At 39.9% G+C, this 26,828-nt stretch carries 33 protein-coding genes; 14 read left to right on the top strand and 19 right to left on the bottom strand.

The features are described 5' to 3' along the window. Positions 1-30: 30 nt before the first annotated feature. From ACO05P_RS02705 to ACO05P_RS02675, 7 genes are read left to right on the top strand one after another with little or no spacing between them, the layout of a single operon-like run. Positions 31-1,266: an N-acetylmuramoyl-L-alanine amidase gene (locus ACO05P_RS02705; RefSeq protein ID WP_421753251.1), complete on the top strand. Its 1,236-nt coding sequence runs from the start codon at positions 31-33 to the stop codon at positions 1,264-1,266. Between the two features lie 35 nt (positions 1,267-1,301). Continuing rightward, positions 1,302-2,315 (top strand): MlaD family protein, encoded by a 1,014-nt coding sequence (locus ACO05P_RS02700; RefSeq protein WP_421753250.1) that lies wholly within the window; start codon positions 1,302-1,304, stop codon positions 2,313-2,315. Positions 2,316-2,336: 21 nt separating this feature from the next. After that, positions 2,337-3,653, top strand: coding sequence for a 4Fe-4S dicluster domain-containing protein (locus ACO05P_RS02695; protein WP_421753249.1), 1,317 nt, complete (start codon positions 2,337-2,339; stop codon positions 3,651-3,653). A gap of 11 nt (positions 3,654-3,664) precedes the next feature. Next, positions 3,665-4,099, top strand: coding sequence for an LNS2 domain-containing protein (locus ACO05P_RS02690; RefSeq protein WP_421753248.1), 435 nt, complete (start codon positions 3,665-3,667; stop codon positions 4,097-4,099). Beyond that, positions 4,089-4,712 carry a hypothetical protein gene (locus tag ACO05P_RS02685; RefSeq protein ID WP_421753247.1) on the top strand — a complete coding sequence of 208 codons (624 nt, stop codon included), beginning with the start codon at positions 4,089-4,091 and terminating at the stop codon, positions 4,710-4,712. Before ACO05P_RS02690 ends, ACO05P_RS02685 begins: the two co-directional genes overlap by 11 nt. Next, on the top strand, positions 4,712-5,503 hold the full coding sequence (locus ACO05P_RS02680) for a (Fe-S)-binding protein (RefSeq protein ID WP_421753246.1): 792 nt from the start codon (positions 4,712-4,714) through the stop codon (positions 5,501-5,503). The genes ACO05P_RS02685 and ACO05P_RS02680 overlap by 1 nt, the downstream gene beginning before the upstream one ends. Positions 5,504-5,512: 9 nt before the next feature. Further along, a complete protein-coding gene (locus tag ACO05P_RS02675) occupies positions 5,513-6,007 on the top strand; it encodes an ABC transporter ATPase (RefSeq protein WP_421753245.1) in 495 nt (164 codons plus the stop codon). On the opposite strand, the gene ACO05P_RS02670 is transcribed toward ACO05P_RS02675, so the two are convergent. The 3 genes from ACO05P_RS02670 to mtaB are packed head-to-tail and all read right to left on the bottom strand — an operon-like array spanning position 6,004 to position 8,436. Next, positions 6,004-6,804 carry an inositol monophosphatase family protein gene (locus ACO05P_RS02670; RefSeq protein WP_210758398.1) on the bottom strand — a complete coding sequence of 267 codons (801 nt, stop codon included), beginning with the start codon at positions 6,802-6,804 and terminating at the stop codon, positions 6,004-6,006. The two genes, ACO05P_RS02675 and ACO05P_RS02670, sit on opposite strands and share 4 nt — an antisense overlap. Continuing rightward, positions 6,794-7,102, bottom strand: coding sequence for a hypothetical protein (locus ACO05P_RS02665; protein WP_421753244.1), 309 nt, complete (start codon positions 7,100-7,102; stop codon positions 6,794-6,796). Before ACO05P_RS02665 ends, ACO05P_RS02670 begins: the two co-directional genes overlap by 11 nt. Further along, positions 7,102-8,436: a tRNA (N(6)-L-threonylcarbamoyladenosine(37)-C(2))-methylthiotransferase MtaB gene (gene mtaB / locus ACO05P_RS02660; RefSeq protein WP_421754871.1), complete on the bottom strand. Its 1,335-nt coding sequence runs from the start codon at positions 8,434-8,436 to the stop codon at positions 7,102-7,104. The genes ACO05P_RS02665 and mtaB overlap by 1 nt, the downstream gene beginning before the upstream one ends. A gap of 163 nt (positions 8,437-8,599) precedes the next feature. Here mtaB and ACO05P_RS02655 point away from each other — a divergent pair, with 163 nt between their 5' ends. The 7 genes from ACO05P_RS02655 (at position 8,600) to ACO05P_RS02625 (ending at position 12,761) form a co-directional block, all read left to right on the top strand. Continuing rightward, positions 8,600-9,181: a hypothetical protein gene (locus ACO05P_RS02655; protein ID WP_421753243.1), complete on the top strand. Its 582-nt coding sequence runs from the start codon at positions 8,600-8,602 to the stop codon at positions 9,179-9,181. Positions 9,182-9,396: 215 nt separating this feature from the next. Then, on the top strand, positions 9,397-9,963 hold the full coding sequence (locus ACO05P_RS02650; protein WP_421753242.1) for a hypothetical protein: 567 nt from the start codon (positions 9,397-9,399) through the stop codon (positions 9,961-9,963). A gap of 137 nt (positions 9,964-10,100) precedes the next feature. Beyond that, positions 10,101-10,742, top strand: a complete 642-nt coding sequence (locus tag ACO05P_RS02645; protein WP_421753241.1) for a hypothetical protein — start codon at positions 10,101-10,103, stop codon at positions 10,740-10,742. Further along, a complete protein-coding gene (locus ACO05P_RS02640; protein WP_421753240.1) occupies positions 10,735-10,956 on the top strand; it encodes a hypothetical protein in 222 nt (73 codons plus the stop codon). Before ACO05P_RS02645 ends, ACO05P_RS02640 begins: the two co-directional genes overlap by 8 nt. Before the next feature lie 60 nt (positions 10,957-11,016). Next, on the top strand, positions 11,017-11,322 hold the full coding sequence (locus ACO05P_RS02635; protein ID WP_421753239.1) for a hypothetical protein: 306 nt from the start codon (positions 11,017-11,019) through the stop codon (positions 11,320-11,322). Positions 11,323-11,716: 394 nt separating this feature from the next. Then, entirely contained in the window at positions 11,717-12,226 is a 510-nt protein-coding gene (locus tag ACO05P_RS02630) for a hypothetical protein (protein WP_421753238.1), read from the top strand. A 7-nt stretch (positions 12,227-12,233) separates the two neighbouring features. Further along, positions 12,234-12,761: a hypothetical protein gene (locus ACO05P_RS02625; protein WP_421753237.1), complete on the top strand. Its 528-nt coding sequence runs from the start codon at positions 12,234-12,236 to the stop codon at positions 12,759-12,761. Positions 12,762-12,850: 89 nt separating this feature from the next. On the opposite strand, the gene ACO05P_RS02620 is transcribed toward ACO05P_RS02625, so the two are convergent. The 16 genes from ACO05P_RS02620 to ACO05P_RS02545 form a co-directional block, all read right to left on the bottom strand. Next, positions 12,851-13,831 carry a hypothetical protein gene (locus ACO05P_RS02620; RefSeq protein WP_421753236.1) on the bottom strand — a complete coding sequence of 327 codons (981 nt, stop codon included), beginning with the start codon at positions 13,829-13,831 and terminating at the stop codon, positions 12,851-12,853. Between the two features lie 227 nt (positions 13,832-14,058). Beyond that, positions 14,059-14,937 (bottom strand): hypothetical protein, encoded by an 879-nt coding sequence (locus tag ACO05P_RS02615; protein WP_421753235.1) that lies wholly within the window; start codon positions 14,935-14,937, stop codon positions 14,059-14,061. A 9-nt stretch (positions 14,938-14,946) separates the two neighbouring features. Further along, positions 14,947-15,300: a hypothetical protein gene (locus ACO05P_RS02610; protein WP_421753234.1), complete on the bottom strand. Its 354-nt coding sequence runs from the start codon at positions 15,298-15,300 to the stop codon at positions 14,947-14,949. Positions 15,301-15,393: 93 nt separating this feature from the next. Further along, positions 15,394-15,663, bottom strand: coding sequence for a hypothetical protein (locus ACO05P_RS02605; RefSeq protein WP_421753233.1), 270 nt, complete (start codon positions 15,661-15,663; stop codon positions 15,394-15,396). Between the two features lie 556 nt (positions 15,664-16,219). After that, positions 16,220-16,798, bottom strand: coding sequence for a hypothetical protein (locus ACO05P_RS02600; protein WP_421753232.1), 579 nt, complete (start codon positions 16,796-16,798; stop codon positions 16,220-16,222). Between the two features lie 33 nt (positions 16,799-16,831). Continuing rightward, positions 16,832-17,707 (bottom strand): hypothetical protein, encoded by an 876-nt coding sequence (locus ACO05P_RS02595; RefSeq protein WP_421753231.1) that lies wholly within the window; start codon positions 17,705-17,707, stop codon positions 16,832-16,834. Positions 17,708-17,772: 65 nt separating this feature from the next. Continuing rightward, positions 17,773-18,663, bottom strand: a complete 891-nt coding sequence (locus ACO05P_RS02590) for a hypothetical protein (protein WP_421753230.1) — start codon at positions 18,661-18,663, stop codon at positions 17,773-17,775. Between the two features lie 175 nt (positions 18,664-18,838). Further along, entirely contained in the window at positions 18,839-19,324 is a 486-nt protein-coding gene (locus tag ACO05P_RS02585; protein WP_421753229.1) for a hypothetical protein, read from the bottom strand. Positions 19,325-19,370: 46 nt separating this feature from the next. Continuing rightward, positions 19,371-20,003, bottom strand: a complete 633-nt coding sequence (locus ACO05P_RS02580; RefSeq protein ID WP_421753228.1) for a hypothetical protein — start codon at positions 20,001-20,003, stop codon at positions 19,371-19,373. Positions 20,004-20,133: 130 nt separating this feature from the next. Beyond that, positions 20,134-20,706 carry a hypothetical protein gene (locus ACO05P_RS02575; RefSeq protein WP_421753227.1) on the bottom strand — a complete coding sequence of 191 codons (573 nt, stop codon included), beginning with the start codon at positions 20,704-20,706 and terminating at the stop codon, positions 20,134-20,136. A 246-nt stretch (positions 20,707-20,952) separates the two neighbouring features. After that, a complete protein-coding gene (locus ACO05P_RS02570) occupies positions 20,953-21,669 on the bottom strand; it encodes a hypothetical protein (RefSeq protein WP_421753226.1) in 717 nt (238 codons plus the stop codon). A 720-nt stretch (positions 21,670-22,389) separates the two neighbouring features. After that, positions 22,390-22,899 carry a DUF4304 domain-containing protein gene (locus ACO05P_RS02565; RefSeq protein WP_421753225.1) on the bottom strand — a complete coding sequence of 170 codons (510 nt, stop codon included), beginning with the start codon at positions 22,897-22,899 and terminating at the stop codon, positions 22,390-22,392. 48 nt (positions 22,900-22,947) lie between these two features. After that, positions 22,948-24,000, bottom strand: a complete 1,053-nt coding sequence (locus ACO05P_RS02560) for a DUF418 domain-containing protein (protein ID WP_421753224.1) — start codon at positions 23,998-24,000, stop codon at positions 22,948-22,950. Positions 24,001-24,280: 280 nt separating this feature from the next. Continuing rightward, positions 24,281-25,153 (bottom strand): hypothetical protein, encoded by an 873-nt coding sequence (locus ACO05P_RS02555; RefSeq protein ID WP_421753223.1) that lies wholly within the window; start codon positions 25,151-25,153, stop codon positions 24,281-24,283. A 96-nt stretch (positions 25,154-25,249) separates the two neighbouring features. Continuing rightward, a complete protein-coding gene (locus ACO05P_RS02550; RefSeq protein ID WP_421753222.1) occupies positions 25,250-25,672 on the bottom strand; it encodes a hypothetical protein in 423 nt (140 codons plus the stop codon). A 146-nt stretch (positions 25,673-25,818) separates the two neighbouring features. Next, positions 25,819-26,277: a hypothetical protein gene (locus ACO05P_RS02545; protein WP_421753221.1), complete on the bottom strand. Its 459-nt coding sequence runs from the start codon at positions 26,275-26,277 to the stop codon at positions 25,819-25,821. Positions 26,278-26,828 lie beyond the last annotated feature (551 nt).

Genomic DNA, 26,828 nt, shown 5'->3' with positions numbered 1-26,828 from the left:
TGAGGCCAAAACTAATCAAAATTCGCGCCATTGAACTCTAGAACGACGCTATTCCTCGCTTTATTCTTTCTATCCTGCTTTTGGGCTACAGCCTATGCGCAACAGGACTTAGGCGGGATACGTACCATTGTGCTAGATGCCGGGCACGGAGGTCGGGATCCCGGAAACCTGGGAACCAAACGCTATAAAACGGTAGAAAGGGATATTACTCTGGCAGTTACACTCAAATTAGGGGAATACATTCGAGAGAATTTACCCGATGTAAAAGTGGTTTACACTCGTACCACCAATAAATCGGTTACTCTGGAGAGAAGGGCTGAAATTGCTAATGAAGCTAAGGGCGATCTTTTTATTAGTATTCACTGCGATAGTTTCACCAAAAGTTCCGTTCATGGTTGTACCACCATTGTATTAGGGAAAAACCACGATGATGAAAACCGGATTGCAATTATTGAGAACTCCGCCATTCTCTTAGAAGAAAACTACGAGCAACGTTACGAAGGATTTGATCCCAAGAATCCCATGTCGTATATCGGATTAAACCTGATGCAGCAAACCTATCTCAATGAAAGCGTAGAATTTGCCAGTGCCGTTCAATATCAGTTTCGGGAACGCGTGCAACGTAAAGATCGCGGGGTTAAACAACAGCCCTTGTATGTAACCAGTCGTACCGCCATGCCAGCTGTATTGATTGAATTAGGCTTTTTAACCAATCCCGCTGAAGAGGATTTTTTAAACTCTGAGCGTGGACAATCTTATATGGCTTCTGCAATTTTTCGTGCGATTCGCGATTTCAAGGAAAAACAAGATTTACTGATCGCAGACGCCATAGCCAATCAAGGTGCTAGTGATGGCGCATCCGGCGAAAAGCCGAAGGAAGAAAAAGCCAATCCTGATCCGGAAAAGAATAAACCGAAGGAAGAAGTTAAGCCCAAGCCTCAAGAGCCTTTAAAAGTAGAACCCCATGCTCAAACTACTAAGGAAGAGGAAAAGCCCGATACCCAGGGGGTGAAATTTGCAGTTCAAATTCTTACCCTAAGCAGCGCCAAGAAAGCGGGCGATCCTGTATTTAAAGGGCAAAAAGGCATTGGTCAAATTGAAGAAAGTGGACTCTTTAAGTATTATACCGGACTTACAGAAAGTTTTAGTGAAGCTCAGGCCACAGCCCGACGGATGCAGGCCCTGGGTTTTAAAGGCGCCTTTGTGATAGGCTTAGACAATGGCAAGAAAATTAGTGCTACGGAAGCCCGTAAAAAGCTGCGCTAAATTTTTAATCTTTGTGGGCCTAAAAAGCTTTCTTCTTGAAGTTATCGCGCGAATTTAAAGTAGGGCTAATCACCTTAGCCGCTCTCGCCTCATTATACTGGGGTATCGAATTCTTAAAAGGTCAGGACCTTTTTAGTTCAAGATCCATCATATATGCTGAGTATAAGACGGTTGATGGCCTGTCCCCTGCTCGTCCGGTTACCATCAATGGCCTTAAAGTAGGTCAGGTAGATCAGATTTATTTCCATCCGAATGGCTCCGGAACCTTGATGGTAGCGATGAATATTACCACCGACTTCCCCATTCCGGATAATAGCGTTGCTCTGATTTCTTCCGATCTTTTGGGAAATCGCTCTATCGAATTGATTTTAGGAAAAAGTCCTAATCCACTTTCGGCCGGCGATACTTTGGAGTCTAAAGTTCAATTGAGCCTGGCCGATGAAGTAAATGAACAGGTACGTCCCATTAAGGAGAAAGCCGAAAAACTTATCGGCTCCATAGATACTGTTATGGTATTGGCTTCTGCCTTTTTGAATGAAGAAACTCGCGATAATTTCCGCAGCACCTTTGGTAAATTACAAGAGGTTGTAGAAGGCTTAAATCGTGCGGTAAAACGCAGTGAAGAAGATATAGTTAGCTCCGTAGACGATCTGAGTAAAATCACTTCTACGGTAGAAGAGAACCGCGCCAATTTGGATGCGATTTTCACCAACTTAGCTTCCTTGAGTGATAGTCTGGCGCAGGTAAACTTTAAGCGCACCGTAGAAAATTTGGATAGCACCCTAATGCGGGCCAATGCTGTAATGACCAAGATTGATGCCGGTAGTGGCAGCGCCGGTGCCCTGGTAAATGATCCGGAGCTCTATGCAAATTTGGTTAAGGTTACCGAACAGCTTAATTTGGTATTACTCGATCTGAAATACAATCCCAAACGCTATGTTCATTTTTCGCTTTTCGGCAGAAGTGATGAATACAGTGAGGAGGAAATCCTGGCCAAAGAAGAAGAGGCCAAAGCCAAGCGCGAGCAAAGCGAGGATTCATCTAAATAGGGACTGTAAAATTTAAGGTATATGGAACTACATTTCGGCATCCAAAACATCCTCTTTCTGGTAGCATTGGGCCTGGCAGCCTATTTCTTCGCTAAAAATTTTGGGAAGGTTTGGCGCAATATCAATCTGGGTAAACCCGTAGTGCGCAATGATCGCCCCAATGAGCGTTGGGCACTAATGACGCGTGTGGCACTGGGGCAAAGCAAAATGGTAAAACGCAAGGTGGTTGCCGGCTTCTTTCACGTAATTGTATATGCCGGTTTCTTATTGATCAATATCGAGGTAGCCGAAATTTTACTGGATGGCATTTTAGGTAGTCATCGCATGTTTCGTCCCTTTTTAGGACCGGTATATGATGCCGCTATTCACTTCTTCGAAATCCTGGCCGTACTGGTTATCATGGCCTGCTTGGTATTCCTTTGGAGAAGAAATGTTCAGAAGGTCGATCGCTTTAAAGAATTAAAAGGCTGGGCCAAAAGAGACGGTAATAATATCCTTTACATCGAATTGGTATTAATGACTGCCCTCTTGCTTTTAGGAGCCGCAGAAGCCAATATTGAAGGTAATGGTGTGGATGGTTGGATAGTAAGCTCCCAATTGGCGCCCATTTTTAGTGGTATGGATCAAGGAACTTTACATGCCATTGAGCGCATTGCCTGGTGGTTCCATATCCTGGGCATTTTGGCCTTTTTAAATTACCTCCCCTACTCTAAGCACTTCCACATTATTATGGCTTTCCCGAATGTTTGGCACAGCAAATTAGAGCCTGCCGGACAGTTCACCAATATGGAAAGCGTGAAGAAGGAGGTAGAATTAATGATGGACCCCAATGCAGATCCCTTTGCCGCTCCTGCGGAAGGAGATGCTGCCGAAGAACCTTCACGCTTTGGGGCCAAAGATGTTTTAGACCTACACCGTGTACAATTGATGAATGCCTACTCATGCACAGAGTGTGGCCGTTGTACTTCATCCTGTCCAGCTAATCAAACCGGGAAAAAATTATCGCCTCGTAAAATTATGATGGATACTCGCGATCGCTTAGAAGAAGTGAGTGCCATTGTAGATGCCAAAGGAAAATTTGAGGAGGATGGAAAAAGCCTGCTCGATGATTATATCAGCCGCGAAGAACTTTGGGCCTGCACCACTTGTAATGCTTGTGCTGAAGCTTGCCCCGTGAACATTGACCCTATGTCAATCATTGTAGAGATGCGTCGCTATTTGGTGATGGAAGAATCCGCCGCCAATCCTGCGCTTAATACCATGATGACTAATATTGAGAACAATGCGGCACCCTGGGCTTATGCGCAGGCAGATCGTGCCAATTGGATAACCGAATAAACCTGAAAAACATGTCCAAGACCAAAGAGAATGTAGAGTTAGAGGAACTGGAGGTCGATGGGAAAAAGTTAAGCCCCCAGTTACCCAAGGGGATTAAAAACTACCTCATTGATATCGATGGCACAGTTTGCGACGATATTCCCAATGAGGAACCCGAGCGCATGGCTACTGCCAATCACTACCCGGATGCTTTGGAAACCTTAAACCGCTGGTACGAGCAAGGACATATTATTTACTTCTTTACCTCCAGAACTGAGGAACACCGGGAAGTAACCGAAAAATGGCTCAATGAAAAAGGCTTTAAATACCACGGTATGCTAATGGGGAAACCTCGTGGAGGTAATTACCATTGGATTGACAATCACCTGGTAAAAGCCACTCGCTATAAAGGCAAGTTTACCGATTTAGTAGAACGCGAAGTAAAGATTCAGGTTTTTGAAAAATAGTATTGGCATATATGTTTGGATACTGGCAATCTTGATTTCGTCCACAGCCTGTGAAACCGAATCGAGTCAAAGCCTGGTGCTCAATAATGCCTTTCTTTCTTTAAAACCCGCCAAGAAGTACAGTAAGCGCTTTGCTAATGATGAGGGCGATACTACCTCCCTCAATCTGATCAAGAACTTGCAGGAATTCGAAAACTTTGAAGGCTCCACCAATTTAGGGTCCTTCGGAGGTACCGATCGTATTGAAGCGGAAAAGCGAACCTATCAACTCTATAATAGCGATCCTGAAATTTATTTCACCTATCGCTTTTACCTCCAATCTACGGCCAGTGATGCCCGCGGCTATTCTGATATTTTAAGCCTGGAACTGCAAGATTCCAGCAGAGTTTTAGCAGATCAAATTCAGTTCAGCTATCGCAATGATAGTCTCTATCTGAATTCTGCTAATGTCTTTTATGCGGACTCTTTAAGCTTAATTTCCAAAACCTTTACGGAGGTTTTTGGTCCTACTGTGCAAGATCCCACCGAAAATAGGATGTACTACTTTAACCTAAGCAAAGGCTTAGTGGGCTTTAGAACCCAAAGTGGTAAACTTTATGAATTGATTGACTAATGGAAGAACAATTAGTAGTCCCCACCATGGCCGAGTTGGCCGCCAGCGATAAACTCCCCGAAGTATTATTTTGGGTGGGTTGCGCCGGTAGTTTCGACGACCGTGCTAAGAAAATAACCAAGGCTTTTGTTAAGATTTTACATAAATCCGGCGTTGAATTCGGTGTTTTAGGTACCGAAGAGTCCTGCACCGGAGATCCCGCTAAAAGAGCTGGCAATGAGTTTGTATTTATGATGCAAGCCATGCAGAATATTGAGGTCTTAAATGCTTATGAGGTTAAGAAGATTGTAACTACTTGCCCGCATTGCTTCAATACCCTGGCCAATGAATATCCTGAATTGGGTGGTAAATACGAAGTATTACATCATAGCCAATTTATCAATCAGCTTTTGAAAGATGGTCGCCTTACTATTGAAGGAGGCCAATACAAAGGCAAGAAAATCACCTTCCACGATCCTTGTTATTTAGGTCGGGCCAATGGGGTATACGAAGCTCCGCGTGAGCTTATCCAAAAATTGGATGCCGAGCTGGTGGAAATGCGTCGTTGTAAAAGCAATGCTTTATGTTGTGGTGCCGGTGGTGCCCAGATGTTTAAGGAGCCCGAAGCGGGTAATAAGGACATCAATATAGAGCGTACCGAGGAAGCCCTGGAAACCAAGCCCGACATCATCGCGGCCGGTTGCCCCTTCTGTAATACCATGATGACCGACGGAGTGAAAAACAGTGCCCGCGAAGGGGATTTACCCGTATTAGACCTTGCCGAATTAATCGCTAGCGCCGAAGACCTCTAAACGAAGACTATGTATTCAGCATTTGACGAAATGAATGAGGATGCCCGTATTTGGATTTACCAAAGCACGGAATTCTTGGAGTTTGAAAAGGTGGAGCGCATTACCGCCCGCCTCATGAATTTTCTCGATGATTGGAAGGCCCACGGTCATCCGCTAAATGCCAGCTTTACTATCATTTACGATCGTTTTATTGTGGTGAGCCTGGATGAAACTTCTTATCAAGCGACCGGTTGCAGCATTGACAAGCTGGTGCAGCATATGCAAAACCTGGAGCGCGAATTGAATATCTCTCTATTGGATCGTACTCAGATTGCCTTCCGCGATCACAACTCCATGATTGAAACCATGCATATGATGGATTTCCGCGCCGCTTTGGAAAACGGAGATTTAGATCAGAATACGGTGGTCTTCAATAATCTGGTGGCCACCAAAGGTGAGATGGAAAAGAAATGGGAAACCATTATCAGCAATAGCTGGCATAAAGACTGGCTTCCTATCGCTTAGGGAAGCATATACTCGGCTACCAGGCCCTGAAATTCATTAAAGATCGCATCCGCGGAAGCTACAATTTCGCCGCTGAATACCGCATCCGGACCAGCGCTGAAGTTCGTTACCTTCCCTCCTGCCTCTTGCACTAAGAGAATTCCGGCTGCCACATCCCAGGGACTAAGTCCGTATTCGAAATAGCCATTAAAACGACCGGCCGCTACATAGGCCAAATCGGTAGCCGCTGAGCCTAATCGGCGTACCCCACGGGTATGAGTATAACAATGCGCTAAGAGCTTATTGAAAGGCTCTAGGCGATCAAAATCATAATATGGGAAACCGGTAGCTAAGAGGGTTTTGCTGAACTCACTTTCGTCGGAAACCTTAATCGGTCGATCATTACACCAGGCTCCCAATCCTGCAGCAGCGGTGAACATCTCATCCTGACCTACTTCATAAACTATCCCTAATTGCGGACGATCGCCTTGATACAAGGCTACACTTACCGCGAAGATGGGAAGATCGAATAAGAAATTGGTGGTACCATCCAAGGGGTCGATAATCCAATTCCACTCCTTGCGCTCCTGAGCCACCGTTTCTTCCTCAGTAATAAATCCCGCTTCAGGGTATATTTTGGATAGGCCCTCTACGAGGCGACGTTCCGCTTCCTGATCTACATAGGAAACCAAGCTGTTTAAGGACTTAACTTCTACTTGATTGCCACTTACCTGGCGACGTTGTGAGGCGATAAATTGACCGGTTTCCCGGCAAAGATCAGCGGCTTCTTGCAGGAGCTGCTTCCAGTTAGGATTCATAGAGGGGAGAATCTTTGATAATATCCATTCGGTGTAAAACCCGCACATCATTGCAGCATTCTTCGATCTTTTGCTGGAAAGTCCAGGTAGGACCTTGAGGGTCGATGATGTGTTTTTCGAATTCGCTGCGATTTGACCAATGCGCATAGCTTAGATAGGCAATTGGTGTTTCACGATGTAAAACCGCGTATTCCAAGACCTTAAGGTCCATTAAATGCTGACGATGCTCTTTCCAATAGCGGAAAAAATCGGCTTTAAAAATCGGATTAAGGCGGTATTGAATCAGGCTTGCGAACATTAGACTAAGATAGGCACATTATCGAGGTAGTCAAAACGAACCAGGCCATCTTCATCAATATCTTTTAAGCTGATTTTGGCTTTCTGATTAATGAGTTCGGGATTCCAGGTGGTTTTTACTTTCACATAATTTTCGGTAAAACCAGTGATGTATCCCTCTTTAAAATTATCCTCAAAAAGCACTTCTCGTTGGGTTCCTAATTGTGATTCGTAGAAGGAACGACGCTTCTTGGCACTTAGAACACGCAGCATTTTTGAGCGCTTCTTTCGCTCGCCATAAGGTACTTGCGCTTCCATTTCGTCGGCTTCCGTATTGGGACGCTGACTGTAGGTGAAGACATGTAAGTAACTAATATCAAGATCTTTAAGGAAGTTATAGGTTTCCATAAAGTCTTCCTCTGTTTCACCAGGGAAGCCACATATTACGTCAACGCCGATGGCACAATGAGGAATTACTTCCCGGATTTTGGCTACCCGCTCTGCATAGAGTTCGCGGAGGTAGCGACGCTTCATTTTCTTGAGAATCTTATTGCTCCCACTTTGCAATGGAATATGGAAATGCGGCACAAATCGCTTGGATTGTGCTACAAATTCGATGGTCTCATTTTTCAGGAGATTAGGCTCAATGGATGAAATCCGGAATCGGTCGATGCCTTCCACCTCATCCAGGGCTTGCACCAATTCTAAAAAGGTATGCTCATGACGTTTATTGCCAAACTCCCCTTTACCATAGTCGCCAATATTAACTCCGGTTAAAACGATTTCCTTAGCGCCTTCCTCCACAATCATGCGGGCATTGGCCAACACATTATCCAGGGTATCAGAACGGGAAATACCGCGAGCCAGCGGAATGGTACAATAGGTACATTTATAATCGCAGCCATCTTGAACCTTTAAGAAGGCACGGGTGCGATCGCCAATAGAATATGCGCCTACATAAAAATCAGCTTCATTGATTTCGCAGGAGTGCACCTCCCCCTTATCACTTTGGGTGAGGCCATCGAGGTAATCGGTGATCTTAAATTTTTCGGTTGCCCCTAAAACCAGGTCAACCCCTTCCATGGCCGCAATTTCTTCGGGTTGTAATTGGGCATAGCAACCTACAATTACCACCAAACTATCTGGATTGGCCTCCTTGGCCTTGCGTATCCAAAGCTTACATTCCTTATCGGCATTATTGGTTACCGAGCAAGTGTTAATTACGTAAACATCAGCCGCTTGCTCAAAATCTACCTGGGCAAAACCCTGATCTTTAAAATCGCGGGCGATGGTTGCCGTTTCTGAAAAATTCAGTTTACATCCTAAGGTGTGGAAGGCCACCTTTTTCCCATTCATTTCCATGCGGCAAAGGTAAGGGAATTGGGGCGATGGATGGGCGGAGAAGATATTGGGGATTTCTATTGAATAGCCACCGAAGAATGCGATATTTGAGGCTACTGTTAATCGCTAAGACCTTAGCACTTCATTCGCATGAAACTCATCCCTGTACTAGAGCTAAATGCCCCGATATCTAAAACTACTTGTCTTATTCCTTTTGGGCTCCTGCACTAATCAATTGCTTTATTTGGATGATTTCAAGTCTAGTCCATCCGAAAGCAATAAAAGCCAGAAGATTCATGATCAAATCAGGATCGCCCTACCCGAGTCCTATCAAGTTTATCCTGAAAAATTTGATTCTGAAAACATAGAATTCAGTTTAATGCTTCAGGCTCCATCATCCTTAAAGGATAGTTTGGAATATATTCAGATTCAAAGAATTAAGAGCTTTAATGGTTCGATATCTCTAGGTTCGGAATATAATCATGCGCTGCAAAGCCTGCAAAGTGGGTACTTTCCTATAGAGATTTTAGAATCTGGCTCCACTGATATTTTAAATTACGAAGCTTACTTTATTCATAGCCAAGTACTAAAGAAAGGGAGTGAGAGAAGTCGAGTCATCACCTTTATTTTAAATACGGAGAATGACTCTTCCTTTTACTACTTAAGTGCTGTGGCAAGGGAGAATGATAGTTTAGAGGCCAGAATGTCCGCGCTAATTCATTCTCTGAAATCCTTGGAAATCATTCCACTGAAAAATTAGCTTATTGATTCGCGCAATTTCTTTCCGAACACAAATAAATGCTTTAAATAAGGACAACCAAAGACTTAATTTTTGGTCCAAAAGACAGCTAAGTCGTAGATATTGAAAGACCTAAGTTTCTTTCTAATTTGGATTAGTAACTGTAGTAGGCTAAAAGCAAATTAATATTGCGGCTTCCATTTTTTTCTAATATCCGAAGCTTAATATTCTACCAAATGATCTTCACCCAATTTCTACTCAGCTTATTCCTCAGCATATCTGCTGCAAATTCAAATGATCTTGCCATTTCCGCCCCTAAAAGCCCAGGGCTAATTCTGGAAATCATCCCTCATAGATATGCCAATAGCATTAGGCCGGCATTTATATCACTTTACAACCCAGATCAGCAAAAATTTCATGTTCTCCTGACCAACAAGGGTGAAAAACCTATTCGGATTTGGAAAGAGTGGTGTTCTTGGGGTTATTTTTCCCTTTCTTTTAAGATCGAATTAGCGGATGGAAAAATTCTCTATCCCATGAAGCAAAGGACTGCCTGGGATAAAAACTTCCCGGATTCGATGGAAATCCCACCCCATGGCCACGCTGTTTTTGAGGTGAACTTTGCTAATGACTCTAGTAAATTAGGATATTGGAGCGATTCCCCCTTAAACCTTACTACCACTCCAATAACCTTTAAAATGACCGCGCTCTTTAGCATCCAGGAAAGTCCTCATACGAAAGAGCAGAAAGTTTGGACAGGCAGTATTGAATCGAAATGCGAAGAATTTACCTTTTATCACTGACTTCAAGTTTAAATTATTTTCCTACTGCTGGAAATACTGAACAAGCCATAAATGAAATCGCTATGATCTTTAAAAAAGGATCCTCTAAATTCCCCTAATCAAACACGATGATTGAGAACGAAATCTGCACTACTTGAATGAACTCAAGTTTTATCCGCGAAATTCTGGCACTGTTTTGCTTGCCTTTGAGTCTTTGGTCACAGGCTAATTTTGAACCCTATCCCATCTCGGAGCAGCATTTAGAGCGAACTCAAGCCAATTGGTCTGACCATAGTTATTGTTCCTGGTTTTTGGATAATAGCTTAGTAGGTCCAGATGAATGTCTGGAATTACTGCAGGTGAATGGAATTTATCAATTGCAGTATAAGCGCATTGAAAGGGATACTATTTTAAGCATTAGCAAAGCGATTGATACAAGCCTGGCGAAAAGCCTACATAGGCTATTTGTAATTGCCCTTTTGCATGTAGAATACCGTCCTACAAATACGGGTTATAAGGATGGCAGTCATCAATATCTTCGTTGCAGCTTTTGGGGACACCAAGATGATCTCTTTGGCTATACCTACCAAGCCAATAATGGAAACCTGGAAAGTTTTGGGCTCTTAATGCAAGATTTAATTGCCCTATGCTTGGAATCGAGAAAGCATAAGAGTATAACGGAATTACAAGCAGATTTAGATGAACTGGCCAATCAAATGAACTCCCGAAAATTGATCCGGGTGGATGAAGAATCGGAGAATATCTTTAATCCTGATTATCATTTTTTTGAGAATGAATAAAGTGAATTTAAAATCCTTGATTCCGCTAATTAGTGCTATTACAATGGTTGCCGGGCTTCTGGGAATGTTTTTTTGCTTTCCTTTTTTATGGTCTGCTAATATGGCCGATCTGGTTGGTGCAGGATTTCCCTTTGTGGCTGGATCTGTGCTCTTCGGTGCAGGGCTCATTTCTCTAAGCCTTACTAATAGAGAAGGAAAGGATGAAGCCCAATAAAATTTTCAGAATTCAGAATAAAGACCAAGATTGCTGAAGGATTAGCTTAGATTGCAATCTATGCCTCAAACTATTAAGAAACTTCTCTTTCATATTTTCTTCCTTTCAATCCTGAGTATTGAGGGATTTATGTTGTTTCAGACCTTGGATCGTGCCCATCTGGATAATGAACTTAATTCTTTGAATGGTCCCCTAGTAGAATCATGGACTTTCATTCATCAAACCGGACCCAATGAAAATGGCTATTATAATCAAGATAGCATTCTGGCATTTCAAATTTTCGGGCATCATCAAACTTTTGGTATTTCTGAAAATCGCGCATTCTATCATGATTTCAAATCTTATTTAGAACAATCCCCATCCTGATATCCAGTTAAGCTATTGGCCAGATGGGAAATTAATTGAGCAAAAGGCAAGCTTACACCTCTTTTCCCTATCCAGTGGATCTCAAGATTTTTTAAGTAAAACAGAAACTCAACAAAAGGAGCATTTGGGAAGTCTATTCTTCGGTGGACTATTCTTAATCAGCCTCCTGATTTATGTCTGGGCTCTTTTAAAATTGAGAAAGCGCTAATTTCTTGACCTATTTTAATTTCCTTGCTATGCCTAAGGGTTTTGAAAGTTCTTCTCTGTCTTTTCCAAATTCAGTCACAGCTTATAAACGATGGTCAGCGATTCCATTACGGTTAAATCCATGAAAAGGAATTGGACAAAGAATAAGTTCAATCCCGGCTATCAATTCTGTTTAAGTTTAATTGAAATGAAAAAAACCTTTCTAATCCTATTAGCCCTATTTAGCCTTTCATTCGGAATTGCAAACTACCATGAGTATAAAGAATTACCCGGAAAAACAGAGCAAGGAATTAAAGTGAGATTTGAACATTTTGAAAACGGAGCAGCTACCATCTTTTCGGAAAGAGAAGTTTATGACAACCAAATCGATCCAAAAGTCATTTATTATGAAGGCTTGTATTTTAGGAAAAATGAAGATGGAAGCGGTGAATATGGCTTTATGACTACTGCCGTAGTTCCTAATGAATACCGGACAAGCCCCGCGCTTATTAATGATACAATTAGAAATGTGAAAGAAGGAAAATGGTATTATTTCAACAGTACTGGTTACGTTGATTCTATTGTCCAATATGGCAACTATTTAGGTACCTCACTAACAGTAGATACAGGATACTCTGAATTAGGAGATTTCTATTTTGTCGACTCTATTTACAAGGATATGTATTCAAGTCAAAGCACTATCTATAACAAAGAATAGGAATAACATGGCACTAAACTTTCAATACAGGATTTTAAAATCCCTCCTCAGCCTCTTACTCCTCTCTCAAAGCCTAAGCCTGCTGGCCTGCGATTGCATTCCCATTAAAAACCGGGAAAAGGCCTTGAGCCGGGAATACAGTATTTCCAATGCGGTATTTATTGGCGAGGTGCTAAGCTTTAGTGCCGATTCCAGCAGCTTTGAAATTCGTGTAGTGGAAGTGATCAAAGGGGATCTTAGTAAAGGACAAATCATTAAAGGCATAAACGAAGGTCTTTGTGGTCCCTTTGTTTCCAAAAGCGGAGCCTGGATCTTTTTGGGAAATTACGATCAGCATTTTAAAGCGAACGATTGCGGATTAAGCCTTTCCCTAAAACATCCCTGGAATATTCTGCCACCTCCTCCACCGGAAATCAGTGCTGAAAATCCCAATTGGGAAGATTCGAATTGCAAATTCGATCAAATTAGGGAATGGAAAAATAAAGCCAAGAAGGAAGCGGAGAAACAAGTGAGTTATCTAAAATCCTTGGATTAGAAAAGAATCGAATTGCAAATTCGATTCAATTAGAATTGCAATTTCAATCCAATTTTTAATTCGATCTAATAAGTAAAGCTGTCAAGCAATTAATTCTCTTGGACTTCTATTTTACCTTCCACCCAATCAGGTAAATAAAGGCTCATACCCGTTTTAGCCTCAATAACTATCAATTGATTTCTTAGTTCAACCGAGCGTAGGCCAATTGCCCTTCTGGCTTTGTTAATTTGGGAAATATTGGAAGCATTAGGAGGAACCAGGTAGCCATAAGGTGAATCCTCCCCTTCGGATAGTATTGATCCCTTCCAATCTTCTGGCAATGCAATTTCATAGGGCGATATATAGCCAAGTTTTAAGTATTGCTTCAATTTTGGCTTGATGAAATCAAATAAGGTATCCGTTCTAACATATTCCAGGCCCTGAGAATTATGATGACTCAATATCGTGGATACCCAAAAATCATTCCCTATTAGATACTCTCCGGGGTAGCCCTTCGTTTCCAGAATCTCCAAAAGCTTAGCTATTTGTGCTTCGCTATGCTTTGGGAAATTCTCCGCTATGAATCTCTCTTGTTCTTGCTCATCTTCAATAATGTAAGCCTCATAGGCGAGTTCTTGATCCTTTTCAAACATGGCCCGAACTCTTGCTCTAAGGCTTGCATCCACTCTATTTAGGAATTGGCCATGCAGGTCCTCATATTGGTCTTCAATGGATTTCCAGTCGGCAGCCAAAAGATGCTGGTTTAAGAATTTCTGCTCTTTGAGCTCCATCCATTCCCAACCATTGGCAATTGCCTTCTTAAGGTAGAGCAAGCCTTTTTCCTTATCTCCAATCAGGAAGGAGATTTGAGCAGCTATTTTATAATCACGCAAAAAAGTGAAATCATAGTCGGCAAACAAGTCTTCATACTGAGTTAAAGCTGCTTGATAATTTTCCTGACTAATTAGCTCTTCCGCTTCTATAATCCTTGAATGATAGATCGTATAATCAGTATCCTTTTGGGCACTGCCCTCGCAAGCCGTTAAAGCATAGATAAAGCCTAATACACTAATTAAGGATTTGATTTTCATTTCTCCGGATTTTAAATACAATTGGAAGAAATTCCGCAAAACCATGAAAAACAGCAAACTCCAATTGAATCAGGGGAATTATACTCCTTCTAAAATCTGCCATTTGAAGTTTTTAATATGGTCTTAATATCAAACGAAGAACGAAATTTATCCATTTCTGTCTTTTCCATTTTATTCTAAATCGAAAGTGTTTTTAAAAGCCATCTTGATCTTAAATCGTTGCTTTATTAAATCAAATCTGAAAAAGGAATTATTTCTCGCTCTTTATTGAAGTACATTGTAGTTTTACCAACAAAATCTCGCACCCACTCATCGGAATAATCAAATATGTATGAGGTTCCCAATTTGCTGGGTTTTGGATTTTTAAACTCTATTTTACCCACTTTATTAAAAAGTACTTTTAACTCCCTTAACATTTCTTCAGTCTTAATCCCTATTACTGGTATTCCGAATGAATTTGAACCTAGGAATGGTTGAACTTTGACCTGTCCGTAACGAAATTTATCGATAGAATCTTTGGACATGTCAAGTATCACCGGTATCAAGGAGTAATATTTACCATTTTGTCCTTGATAGATTTCCAAAAATGTCAAACCGATTTCAAAGTCCTGAGTTTTTGAAAGAAAACAATCTCCTACAAATAAATCATTTTCAGGATCGGTTTCCAGAGAGATCGCTTTAGGATAAGAAGATTCTGAATTCCTTCTTTTCCAAAACTGCCACCATTTTCTCTCTGATATTTCATTCCCAAAATTGGATTTAGTTCTCTTCAAATACTTTTCATCATAAAGTTCACCTTCTTCGCCAAGAACAATTGCATCCAGCTTAATTGAAATCGCAATCATTTTGGTGATTATCCATTCGGCCGGATTTTTAACACTAATCTCTCCATATTTTTCAGAGAATGTGAATGGGACTTCACCCTTTTCAGTTTTCCATAATCCAGCATTCGGAGTCGGGATAGTGAAAGATCCTCCACCATCGAGTTCTGCTGAATATTCTTCGATTTGCACAAATTCTGGGTCTGAATTCACATAGGCTATCCATTCTTCTTTAGATATCTTATGTCGATTTTCCTTTCGCTGAATACTTAACTCATATCCCATATTTAAACTTCATTCAATTTGGTTAGAATATCCCTTCATGGCCTTCTTTATCTTATTCACCTCATCCTCAGCGACATTAACCCATTCTATCTTTTCGTCAACAAGCAATTCCACTTTCAAAACCGAACTTACAAGATCCTTGATATGAAAAAACCATTTTGATGCAGTCCATTCTTTTAAGGGAGTTGACTTAAAGGCTTTCAGATCTTCATCCCAGTAGACACCTGCAGCTTCCCGATACAGATACTGATACATTGGATTAGCATCTCCAATCAGTTTTACTAACAATTCATTCTTGTCATTAATGACAATTTCCTTTATGATTTCAGGAACATATCCCTGGTATTCCTCTCTTCGTTCCATATCATTAACAGCATTAAAACTCCATTCTATCCAAGGTATATATTCTATCAATTATTAAATAGCCCTTTTCCTCAAACCACACCTAAGCACTTATTAATCAGAAGGATATTCAGAGAAATAAATATCCATTCCTATTTTCCCTAGTATAGACATCGATTCAGAACTCAAGACTCCCCCACCACCAGTCGCTCCTTTACAAATTGCAAACCCAATATCTGCTACATACTTTCCAGGCTTTAAGAATCTACCCTTTTCCTCCAACCAGCTTTCAAGTTGATGTAATTGGTCTGGAAGTTCCCAAGAGTCATCACACAGGCTAAGTAAATTTTCTTTTGTTGAATCGATGTATAAATTAATTGGCATGATAGGTCTTATTAAGTGCATTACGAGCTTTTGGCCAAATTGCCTTTAATGTAGTTTTGGATTGCTTATAGGCAGTTTATACAAGACTAATAGCCCAGCTATAATGACCAAATTTTTAATGATGTACTGACCTAATAAAGTGAGTTGAAGTGGCGTATTTCCGAAAACCTGATCCCTAAAGAATAGCAAAGGGAAAAAGGTGAAAGTCATGTGTATAAAGGCCAGAATAATGGCTGTTCTCCTGAAAATATTCAATAACAATAGAAGGCCCACGAGCGATTCCCAAGTCGCAAGAAGGATTATCGATACCCTAGGAGAGATCAAATTAAAAGTCAGCAAGCCTATTGTGCTTTGAGCCAAATCTTCTGCAGGACTAAGATTTGGAAAGTACTTCAAGATTCCGAACCATAGATATATAAGGCCAATACTGATAGCCAGGATGAGATTCGGGGATTGTTTAGGTTTCAGGTTCATTTCGAAAGCTTATTACCTGGATCGGTTTGGTAAAACGAGGTGTTTAAAAGGGCTTTGCTTATAGGTTTTATACTGCTCGGTTTTAATCTAAATCCACTGTTAGATTTCCTTTCCATTCATTTGACTCCCAAATGGCTGACTTTAAGTGAAATTTGCTTAATAAAAATGTCGTGTCACTTTCTTTTAGTTGAATGGTTTTGGGTTGATAACTTTTCAATATCATGAATGCCACAGGTCTCTTATTGAGGATATAGATTTGAGGCTCTGATATAAAGATCAAAGAGTCTTTTGGTATTTCCAGGTCTTTGTCAAAAGAGCAGATTTCTTTAGTTCGGCACAAAGCTTTTCGTACTTCAAGATTTTCCGCTGTGAGTCCTTCTCCAAGAAATGAAAGTCCAGAATTGTAATCCACCAAAGTATCTATGTCAGCGTAAATAAATTGAATTCTTTTAAAGGGCTCAATATGCTTCCACATATCCTGTTTGGTTAAGCTATCTGCCAGGTAAATCTTATAGGCTGGGTATCTCTTATTTATTAATTCTACAAACTCCATTTTTTCAGAATAGTGCTGGATAGTCCTTTCACCTCCTTTTTGAAATAGTCCGGTAGAACATGAAGCTAAGGTTAAGGCAAGAATTGATGATTTTAAGGTGGTGTTCATATTGTCAAATTGGGTTAGTTCTCACCCATGTTTTTAGTTTAATAGTCTTTTTAGTTTCTCCCATAAACTTTCTTTCTCCAAGACCATTTCTGACTGTATTTCTTGACCAATTATTAGTTCTATATATTCGAAATCGACCTCACATGAATCAACTTTATAATTCGTATTATACTTGACTTCCGTCTTTGGCACAGTACTCCTATAAATTATTCCTTTGCTAGTTTTCACAAACTCCCATTTGTTTAAATAAGAAGAGAACCGCATACCACCGCTTTGCATTAGCCAAAGGCAATGTTTATTGCTTCGAATCAGATTTTGGTACTTGGCTCCATCTATTTTAAAAAACTCAAAGGGAGTCTCAAGAACAGAATAAATCGTTTTAAGCGATTGTGGGTCAAGGTGCTCAATTCTCATTTTTTGTCCCCAATTTTCAATCGTCCACACTTTATTGTCTGAGCCGAACCTAGCCTGCGAAATGTAGTTATCCAGATTCTTATGTCGAAATATCACCCTAAATGACTTTAAGTCAATTAACTGAGAATCATATTGTCCATTTATCAAACAGAACTCGCTCTTTAAATCAAATTGATTGCCGAGCATGAAAAATGAATTCACTTCAATTGAATTATCACTTTCCAAGTCAATTATTTCAAGTCCATTTCGAGTGGGAAGTGCTAAAAACTGTTTGTTTGGAGAATGAAGTTCTAAGTAGCTACAATCAGAAACAGTTACTGATTTGAATAAATCATTGTTTTTAAGCACTTCCAGTTCTCTAACATAAACAGCCATTCTGATTTCATTTGGTTCAGAAAAGCTAACTTGATACACATCATTATTGTATTCAAACTGAACATTTTCAGGGAATAATTCAATTTGGATATCCCGTTTAGCTTTCTTTTGAACAACCATTTTACTGATACTATATATATGTCGTGGACCATGAAAAGTATGCACTACCGCCCTGATTGTGTCCTTTATTCACCTACAACAATTGAAACTGGATATTTTTTATAGCTATAAACCTCTATTTGATTGTCAAGGTCTGAGTAGATTTCATTATAACTTTCAAATGTATTTACTCCAGCAATGGACCCAATTTCTTTTAGTCCTTCGCTAATATCCAGTTCACCAATTTTCTCGAATTTATCCTTAAAGTTTAATAAGTCTTTGTGTTCAACTGCATGAATCACAAAGCCGAAACAGAATTTTGGTTTTCCCCCAACATAGTCCCATATTTTTTCAATTCCAGGTTGATAAACTTGGATTTCCTCTCGACTATATCCACTACCTATAGTTCGTCCCAGGATTTCGGACTCCATTATTTGATCGATCCTTGGTTTTGAGGTAGACTTATAGCTAATCGGAACAAGCCAATAACTACAACTTCCACGGTATTGGTAAATTTTCACACAACATGTGGTTGCATATTCACCATTAGAAAGCTGAAAAATCAGGATCGAGTTTTCAGTGAAAATGAACTTGCTTATTTTTCGATAGCTCTTGGGTTTCCTGACATTCCCATTCAGTTTCTCGATTTTATTGAGGTATCTCTTAAGAACTAATTTTCTCGATTTACCTTCTTTTTCAGAATAGGAAGTCCATTCGCTCACACAAGCATCTTTACGGATTACGTCTTTGATAAATGCTAATCGCTCGGCTGTCATTAAGCCTAATTCCCAATAGGCAAGCCCACAACTAGTCACATAGATTTCCTGATCAAAGTCATCAAGAAATTCCGTTTTCTCGAGAGGAAATTCTTTAAGAATCATCGGGATATCAGCACCGCTATCATAAAGATCCATAATACCCCAATAGCTGTCGTGAGCTAAATCTCCGTCAATTATTTTAGTTCCATCGGTTGCCATTCATTTATAATTTCCTCCAGGGTTTCAAAAAATTTTGTGGTGTTTTAACTGTACTGATTTTCAATTCAATGTAATTTCCATCCGGACAATATATTTGAAAGTGTATACGCTAGGGGCAGCCTTGCTGTTAGACTTTTAGCTCTTATACTCTTAAGCCTACTTTGGGCACCGTATTTTATCTTTCGATTCTCTTGTTTTCTGGAATGTTAATTATTCCTGCTCCGTCAACAAGCCATTTAGTATTTACTAGTTTCACTTTTAAGGTCAGCTTAAAACCTGGCCAATCTTTAGCCTTTACAGTCATATATTCCGAGTCCGCTGTGTCAAGCACGAATTCATTTGGATTGTCTTGAGCATCAAGAATGGGGTCAAATCCCAAGCCGTATTCTGGATCAGACCTTTCTGCTTCCTCTAGAACTCTTTTCAGTTCATTCTTAAAACCGAGGGTCACATCATTTCGTTGGTCCACCCAATCGACATAAGCAAGTTCGGACTTTGGGCCATTTAAAAAGTCTAGATAGTCATTTATAAACTTAAGAGCCACTTCAAAATTTGGTTCTGATTGCTGAGTTTTTGTCGCTTCGGAACTTTCATTTTTTGAGTCGTTAGTTTGACAACTAAGCATTGTTAAGACAAGAGTGAGTATCGCTAAGTTTCTCATATTCATTTTAAGCTAAGGTTTATATACTCAAGACTATTTTAGCCATTTAATTTTTCGCGAATATGTCTATTGGAGTTTCGAATGAACCTAGTCTTTTAATAAACTCCTTTTCCTCTTCGCTTAGTTCTCCTAGTCCGAGACTAATACCTGCTTGGACTTTTCCATTCTCCCTTTTATCATAAAATTCTACTGCCTCAATTTCAGCTCTTCTACTTAGGCCTAGCATCTTTAGGTCAATAAACTGACCAATCTTAATCTCTCCTTTTGTTATTTGACCTAGAAGAAAAAATTGTCTTCCAATGAGCTGAAAGGATCTTTCAAGTTTAAAACGCGCTAAAGCATTCTCATGCCAATTAAATCCACAACTTTTACATTGCCTGGAATAAGGCGTTCTTGCAAGTGAATTACATTTTGGACACCGATTGAAGTACAGCTTATCAGGATATTGATTCACTATTTTTTTAGCCACTCCCAACGCAAACTCTTCATAAGCCTTCCCTGGCATTTCCTGATTTTCTACTTTTTCACTAGTCTCCGCTCTTTCATTTATGGCTTTCCGCAATTTTTGTTCATCAGACTTGCTATGGGTATACATATGATACTTAAGCGTCAACCTATCATCCTGGGGCATTAAATGGCTGAAATAATTGAGTATGTACTTGACTTCTTCTTTAGTCATTAATTCATTTTGCTTTAAGGATCTCGTAAACTGTAAACTTCCCTAAAAATGAACTCATTAAAAATAGTTAGGGCAGGTTCATTTGTTGACTATGACAAAGCTTGCAAAGAGTTCGAAACCACTGCCTGACCTATGCTTCATACCCTTTATTGGCATTGCTTAAGCTTTTTAGGATTTCGTTCATTTCAATGGTCCTTTGTACTTCTGCTTTCGGCTTAAAAATCACTTCTGAGCCAAACCAGAGTTGATCTCCGTGGTAATAAAACAGTCCCCATTGCAGGGCACTGTCGAAAATCAAAATGTCCTCAGCGAAAAATATTCCTTCCCAATATTTTAGTATCATTTTCCAGGTCAACATTAGCGCATGTCCACTTCTGTCGTAATCAATGAAAACGTACTTTGAAAAGGGTATTCCTTTATTATATAACCACTTTTTTATTTCTGTATCGCAATTTTCCGTGATCCGGAAATCGTCAATCCTTTTGAAATAATCAATAAATGGCTTAAAAGGAAAGCCTTTTGTCATTTTTGAACTTTCCAGAAACTGCTCAATCAGCTCAGTCCCCCTATCATTCAGAAAGTGAATCTGGTCCTTATGTTCAGTTGGAATTTTTCCTGCTTCTTCAGGCGACCCTAAAAATGACCAAACACTAGGAAATTCTTTCATCCAATATTGAGTCATTTGTTTTTCGAAGTCCTTCATTTTTTAATTACGCTAATAATAAATATGGTGTCGCGGTAATCATTGAAACAGTGATATTTAGGGTCAACTAAGGTTTAGACGGCCGCAAACGCTTTAGCTGCTTTAAAACTGCCTGTAATTGCTAGGCGATTTATTAGTTTTCATTTTAAAGGTTCTAGAGCTAGGTCTATTCTCCGATATCAAACCGAAGAATTTTTTTCCTCATCTCCCAAATTCCTTTAAGCCCTCCTATTATTTCTATTCTTCTTAACTGCAACCCCCACAGCCTCCGCAACCGCTGCACCCACTGCAACTACTACACCCGCTGTCTCCTCCTCCTGAGTCAGCCGAGTCATAACTGCTATCGAAGGAATCTTCATAGCTGTCATAAGTATCCCAGGTCGCACAGCCGTAACATCCAGTGTCATAGTCTCTGTTTTGCCGCTGGAATTCTTCCATTAATTGCCTGTCGATTTGTTTCAATAAATCAAAGTCAAGGTCCTTTAGCAGGAAAATATTACCCTTTATAGTGAGGAGAATTTCAAGTGCTTTTTTCTTATCAGCCTGAAGAATCTCTGGCAGCTCCTTTTCAAGTTGAGCAATTTTCAATTTAATTTTTTGTTGTGCATCAAAGCCTTTATCAGTCAACTTGAGCTCAGCAAACAAGTAATTGAATAATCCGCTTTTAAAGTATCCTTCAAGATTTGGTGATGTCACCAGATAATTTCGGATGAACCTTTTTTTACCGCCAGCATTTTGAAAGCCCATAGCTACCAAGTTTCGAAAAAGGATTTTCATGGACTTACTTCTGTAATATGGGCTTAGATAAATCATTTCATGAGCTAAGGGTTTGTACTTAGGGAAGTTCTTAGCCGCAATTACATAATTGTATACCCGAACACGGTCCTTACGATGACTTTGTTTTTTAAGCTCTGTTGTTTTAAGGACTCGCTTGAGAAGCAAGTCCATAAAGGTGTATTTCAATAATTTTTTTAGGTCCGCATTTGAGCTTTCAAGAAGCAAATAGGTTTCCGCAGGTGTAAGTTTTGAGAGTAATTCCATTAGTTTGTTTTTAGCTTTGGTTTAGGAACTACCCAGTTTCTATGTCTATTGACTCTCGTATAGTTCAATTCCCCAAATCTAATTTGACTTGATGGCCAAATGTCTTCAGGAGGGCGTGTTTGAAATATTCTTTGATAAAGTGTTTTCGTCTCCGCGTACCAATCCTTGTATTTGTCCTTTTCTTGTTGCCCTCCTTTCGTAGGGCCATGATGAATGTCTCGATGGATTGTGTTTTTACAAAAGTCAATCCAATAAGATTGGGTATATATCAAATGTAAATGCCAAACTTGGTCAACTTGATCAGATGGAGTTAAGGGATGGTCTGCTATGCAGATTAAAAAGATGAACCTTTTATATTCCTCTACCGTCCGCAGTGAAAATTCTATAGTCCAGCCATTTTCTCTTGCAAGTCGATCTGTAAAGGTGAAGCTCGAGTCTATGTCATCTATCTCGAATTCTTCAATCTTGGTCCAAAGTATCTTCTGTTCCTCTGTCATTAATCAAGTGGTGCTAAGATTTTAGCTAAGTACGTGCAGTTGTTGCCGCTTAGCAAGGGAAAGGTGATTTTATTATCATCTAAGGCTGGGGCATCTGAAGGCGTGCTAGCTTCATTTACATAAACAGAACTTAGTGGCCGATATTTTAGCTTTTCTTTAGATCGTTCACCTGTTTTTGAAGTCGCTCCCCCCAAAAGGTAAATGGTTGATAGAATTCTAAACAGTCTTGAAGCGTCTTTAGTCGATTTAATTTTGGTAGAATATCATGCTCAAAATCGATCCTAAGTTCATTTTTGAAATCTTCAAGCTCTGTCTTCTCGGTAATCAGATAGCCAAGCGAAGCGTCCCGTCGATACTTGTGCTTATCCCGTTTATCCGACAAGTAGGCTCCTTCTCGTAATGGCGTCGCTAGGTCAAAATAGGTCGCCCTTTTCTTGTTTGGGTCTTTCAGGTTCTCGGTTAAGCCAATTCCGATATTGAAGCAAAAGCTTAAGCTCTCTTTAGTATTCCATTGTGAGTTTTGAAGATTAATCAGGATAAAGAAATCATCCATAATCTTCCACCAGGTTTGCGCAGTGGTCCTAAAACCTTCTTCACGGAGCTTCGGCTTCAAATAAGTCTTTATAATTTCTTTCTGTATGTCTTTAGCTTTCATCTTTTTCAGCCTGCAGCAAAGCTGTTCTTAATATCGCTTCTCCTCCTTTTAATTTGATCTATCAAAATTGCCATAGGTTAATTTTCTCCAGACCCACTCCAAAGGACCTTGTTGAAACTTCCTTAACCAAAAGGAACTTAAAACCAACTGTAAAATCCAGATGATAAAGACGATCCCTAATAAGTCGAACCTTGAAAGTCGATTAAAATACGCCAATCCGTAACCATAGAAAACAAAGCCCAGTAGGACATTTTGAAATATGTAATTGCTAAGAGCTGTCCGACCCACATTTGAAATAAGCTTGAACCGAAAGGATTTACAATACTTTTGATACAATCCATTGGGAAGCAGCACATAGCCAATCCCCAGCAGTTCCCTCGGAAAAGTGAATAGCCAAGCTTTATAGACACTTAAGATAGGTTTATGCTCCAGATAGGTCCAATGGTAATAGCGGAGGTAATTGATTCCCAAAGCCAAAGCCAGCACCGCAAAGCTAATTAGCCAATAATGTTTCCAAAGCCGGTAATCACTAAAAATTCCAGAACGGTAAAAAATGATCCCGACTATCATGAGGATCAGAGTTGAGAAAAGCAAACCCTGATAGTAGAGCATCCCTTTATGGGCACTAATATGCTTATAGCTTTCCTTAAGGCCGATCCAATAAGTTGATTTCGGAATTTGCTGCAAAGAGATATCCGGCATTTGAGGACTGGTAACTTCATTCCAAAATGATATGGCCTTAGTATCTGCTTCCGTTCTTTGGTCTTCAGGAATCTTAAGAGCAGTATCATTTGCCTGCTGCCAGCCCAGCCTTCTTTGGCTTTGCTCGCAGGAACGAACCAGCAATAGGGTGCAAAGCAAGGCTATCACCAAAACAAGATATGGGCTCTTTATCGATCTAAAAGGCAATAATAACAGTCCACAAATGGCATAATGATATAAAATGTCTCCATCCCAGATTAAATAGGCATGTGCTATGCCAATTACAAAAAGCCATAACATCCTTCGAGCGTATAGATCAGCCGCTTTCAAGCCCAGTCCCTTTTTTTGCAGTCGCTCCAAGAAAATATAAAAGCCTACCCCAAATAGCAGGGCGAACATTGCATAGAATTTACCCTGACTTAGAAAATAAACCCAAAACCGGGTAGTGTGATCAAGCGAGCATTTAAAACCATAGCTCCAGGGACTCCAAGAGTCTGGATAAGCAAAGTTTTCAATGTTTATGAATAAAATTCCCAGTACGGCTATTCCCCTTAAAAAATCCAGAGAGCCTATTCTTTCTAGTGTATCTGTTGGCTTTATCAATGTCGCTTATTGAGGTTTTAAGGAGAGCTAGGGGTTTAAATATGATACTTGTTCCATAAGGCAGTATCACTGAAAGCTATTGCTTGTCCAGTTTCAATTTTCTTATCATTTTTATTTGTTCGCCACTTAGTTTCCAATTTTCACTTCTTAGCTCTCTTCCCTTATTCTTTAATATTTCCCAATAAAACTGAGTCAATATAAGCGTGTCTCCATGAAACTCCCATTTAAATAATTCCCAATCAATCTCATTCGAGTTTTCAGGAAGCTCTCGTTTGAAAATAATATTATCCAGGCTATTGTAGGGATGAAGGGTTCCAAAGTAGTTGTCGACAGTGTACTTGTGAAAGTCTTGAAACCCTTTGATCTGGCCATTGGAACTAAGGGTAACTTGCTGGTTGGTACCAATTAACTCGTAAGTCCCTGCAAATAACTGGTCATGGAAGTAGCTTGTGAAACTTATACTTGTATAGTGTGCGGGATTGGGAGTGTCTAGTAAAAAACTCAGGTCAGGTCGTTTTTCAAAAACATAAACATTAGTATCCTTGTCTTCCCTTTTGGAATCTGAATTTCTTAATTCCAGTTTTTTAGTCTTCTCGTTTAGAGTTAATATCCATTGACCTGTAAGGGTTTTCTCAAATACCTGCAGGGTATCGCTTTTAGGCATATATGGTGCCTCGATGTTTATAATGGAACCATATGACCTTAATGTGTCCTTGTCTATCTCAATAAGGATGGCAAACCAAGCTGGCCATTGTTTTCTAAATTTTGAGATGCTTTTGTAAGCCAAGACAGAATCAACATAATTCGGCATTGCCCATAAACCATTCACCGTGAAAGTGTCTTGCGTGGAATCGACAATTTCTTGCTGGCTATCATTCATTTGCTGACTCTCAGGATTGGTGCAGCAAAACAGAATAAATAGAGTCAATATGGATAGAAATACTTTCATTTCATAATAACACCAACGGTTTACAAATGACTTTGTGGCGGTATTGCTGCACTGATTTTCAATTCGAAGCAACTTTCTACTTATCGAAGTCCGCTTTTATTTCCCTATTATTCTAGTCCTCAAAATATAAGTTCCCACTCCATAAATGAAAAGCTCATCTCCCTTTTTATAGTCGATGCTTAAATCAAAAGTTCCGGTGGAATCGGAAGTCAAAATTTCAGAATTGCGAATTATTTTATTCCACTGTTCCTTTCCTGTAACAAAGCTCATGTAGGGATAGGGTTCACCATAATTGCTTGTAATCCTACCTTTTATTTTTAGTTGGTGGAGTTTTTTGCAATACTGGATTTGGTCAAAATGAGCTTCAATAGCTTCCGTCCCACCACAAATGCCGGTAAATTCCAGTTTTTCAAAATCGCCCATCATTGCGCCTTCTACGTACTTAACTTCCAGGTCTGTGGGCTGTATGTCGACCCATTTACAAGTGAGAAGCAATAGGATGATGGTCAGGAATTTCATATTCTCTTATTCAGTACCCAAGTTTTAAGATAGACAAAGGGTTTTGTCTATGGTTTAGTGGAAAAAGGAAGGTATCTATCGCCACTGAAACCTTTACCGCAGCGGGATTAAAGTCGGCTTGACCTTATTTGTTGCTAGCTCTCGTTTCATAATACCTTTTTCAATGAATCTATTTGACTCTCAAGTTTATGAATTTCTGTCTGTTGTTTATTAATCGTTTGGTCTCGAGAAAAGGTCAACCAGCCGAGAATAGCAGTTGACAAACCAAAAATGATGCTTAATCCAATACTAATCACAGTAAGAGTAATCTTACTCCTCTGTCTTGATTTCAGGGTTGATTTCTCAGATTCTAATAAAAATGAGTAGGATGAAGTCTTGGCAAACGTTCTACCTTTCGGCGTCAATTGAACTGCTTTTCCTGGTCCATTTTTGGTGCTATAATCACGAGTCATTAAATGACCTTCAAAGTTCATTTCTTCCGTTAAAGTCCAAATAAAATCGAAGTCAGAATCCATTTCTCTGGACAGTTTCTCACAGTCTTTTTCACTTCCTTGAAGTCGGTTTAAAATCTCGTCTTTTAGTTTGGCTCTTTCTTTGTCAGTCATTTCTTTGTCAAATGTGCGCTAACCTCCTTATCTCCTAACCTTAATTCCAGCAACAACAAGATCCTATCTAAGAAAAAAGCAGATTCAAGATTGTGATTAAATTCAGGTTTTAGCTCCCCTAAAATTACATTTTTATCCCATCACATTCCCCGGCCTCAAAAAGCAAAATATCCTAATAAAGCCAAACCGAGGCCCTCAATCGCCAGTTCCTTGCTGCATTCAATAAATGAATATTGGCCGTCCATCTCCGGCTCGGAAGCCTCCTAAAAACAAGCTTCCCCTCCTCTTCCAGACAAGCAAGAGCTTAGGTTTTAATCCAAACATCCGCATGAATGAAGGCAAACATCAGCATGTTTGAGTCGAATCATCAGCATGTTTGGGAGGGAAGATTAGCATAGTCAAAAAAAAATTCTGCTTATTTTTCTGGGGCTAAGGGAGGTTTGGGTTATATGATCTTGATGGTATTGATGAAGTGACTCTATTCTTGGATCTAAAAACTCGAATGACTTCGTCGCCAATCTGATCTTGGGGAAATCATTTGGTTTTAATGT

The sequence above is a fragment of the Croceimicrobium sp. genome (genome assembly GCF_965228705.1).
In the GTDB taxonomy this organism is placed as follows: Bacteria; Bacteroidota; Bacteroidia; order Flavobacteriales; family Schleiferiaceae; genus Croceimicrobium.
Note: the sequence above shows the minus strand (reverse complement) of the source record. Positions and strands in the feature narration are given on the sequence as shown.

Coding starts and splice junctions, on each gene's coding strand:
- ACO05P_RS02635 (WP_421753239.1), top strand. CDS start 11,017: ATGCCTCAAACTATTAAGAAACTTCTCTTTCATATTTTCTTCCTTTCA.
- ACO05P_RS02590 (WP_421753230.1), bottom strand. CDS start 18,663: ATGGCAACCGATGGAACTAAAATAATTGACGGAGATTTAGCTCACGAC.
- ACO05P_RS02665 (WP_421753244.1), bottom strand. CDS start 7,102: ATGTTCGCAAGCCTGATTCAATACCGCCTTAATCCGATTTTTAAAGCC.
- ACO05P_RS02640 (WP_421753240.1), top strand. CDS start 10,735: ATGAATAAAGTGAATTTAAAATCCTTGATTCCGCTAATTAGTGCTATT.
- mtaB (WP_421754871.1), bottom strand. CDS start 8,436: ATGAATGGGAAAAAGGTGGCCTTCCACACCTTAGGATGTAAACTGAAT.
- ACO05P_RS02605 (WP_421753233.1), bottom strand. CDS start 15,663: ATGCCAATTAATTTATACATCGATTCAACAAAAGAAAATTTACTTAGC.
- ACO05P_RS02585 (WP_421753229.1), bottom strand. CDS start 19,324: ATGAGAAACTTAGCGATACTCACTCTTGTCTTAACAATGCTTAGTTGT.
- ACO05P_RS02625 (WP_421753237.1), top strand. CDS start 12,234: ATGGCACTAAACTTTCAATACAGGATTTTAAAATCCCTCCTCAGCCTC.
- ACO05P_RS02595 (WP_421753231.1), bottom strand. CDS start 17,707: ATGGTTGTTCAAAAGAAAGCTAAACGGGATATCCAAATTGAATTATTC.
- ACO05P_RS02580 (WP_421753228.1), bottom strand. CDS start 20,003: ATGACTAAAGAAGAAGTCAAGTACATACTCAATTATTTCAGCCATTTA.
- ACO05P_RS02545 (WP_421753221.1), bottom strand. CDS start 26,277: ATGACTGACAAAGAAAGAGCCAAACTAAAAGACGAGATTTTAAACCGA.
- ACO05P_RS02630 (WP_421753238.1), top strand. CDS start 11,717: ATGAAAAAAACCTTTCTAATCCTATTAGCCCTATTTAGCCTTTCATTC.
- ACO05P_RS02560 (WP_421753224.1), bottom strand. CDS start 24,000: ATGTTCGCCCTGCTATTTGGGGTAGGCTTTTATATTTTCTTGGAGCGA.
- ACO05P_RS02670 (WP_210758398.1), bottom strand. CDS start 6,804: ATGAATCCTAACTGGAAGCAGCTCCTGCAAGAAGCCGCTGATCTTTGC.
- ACO05P_RS02575 (WP_421753227.1), bottom strand. CDS start 20,706: ATGAAGGACTTCGAAAAACAAATGACTCAATATTGGATGAAAGAATTT.
- ACO05P_RS02550 (WP_421753222.1), bottom strand. CDS start 25,672: ATGAAATTCCTGACCATCATCCTATTGCTTCTCACTTGTAAATGGGTC.
- ACO05P_RS02600 (WP_421753232.1), bottom strand. CDS start 16,798: ATGAACACCACCTTAAAATCATCAATTCTTGCCTTAACCTTAGCTTCA.
- ACO05P_RS02565 (WP_421753225.1), bottom strand. CDS start 22,899: ATGAAAGCTAAAGACATACAGAAAGAAATTATAAAGACTTATTTGAAG.
- ACO05P_RS02655 (WP_421753243.1), top strand. CDS start 8,600: ATGCCCCGATATCTAAAACTACTTGTCTTATTCCTTTTGGGCTCCTGC.
- ACO05P_RS02615 (WP_421753235.1), bottom strand. CDS start 14,937: ATGGGATATGAGTTAAGTATTCAGCGAAAGGAAAATCGACATAAGATA.
- ACO05P_RS02610 (WP_421753234.1), bottom strand. CDS start 15,300: ATGGAACGAAGAGAGGAATACCAGGGATATGTTCCTGAAATCATAAAG.
- ACO05P_RS02650 (WP_421753242.1), top strand. CDS start 9,397: ATGATCTTCACCCAATTTCTACTCAGCTTATTCCTCAGCATATCTGCT.
- ACO05P_RS02555 (WP_421753223.1), bottom strand. CDS start 25,153: ATGAAAGTATTTCTATCCATATTGACTCTATTTATTCTGTTTTGCTGC.
- ACO05P_RS02675 (WP_421753245.1), top strand. CDS start 5,513: ATGTATTCAGCATTTGACGAAATGAATGAGGATGCCCGTATTTGGATT.
- ACO05P_RS02620 (WP_421753236.1), bottom strand. CDS start 13,831: ATGAAAATCAAATCCTTAATTAGTGTATTAGGCTTTATCTATGCTTTA.
- ACO05P_RS02690 (WP_421753248.1), top strand. CDS start 3,665: ATGTCCAAGACCAAAGAGAATGTAGAGTTAGAGGAACTGGAGGTCGAT.
- ACO05P_RS02645 (WP_421753241.1), top strand. CDS start 10,101: ATGAACTCAAGTTTTATCCGCGAAATTCTGGCACTGTTTTGCTTGCCT.
- ACO05P_RS02680 (WP_421753246.1), top strand. CDS start 4,712: ATGGAAGAACAATTAGTAGTCCCCACCATGGCCGAGTTGGCCGCCAGC.
- ACO05P_RS02695 (WP_421753249.1), top strand. CDS start 2,337: ATGGAACTACATTTCGGCATCCAAAACATCCTCTTTCTGGTAGCATTG.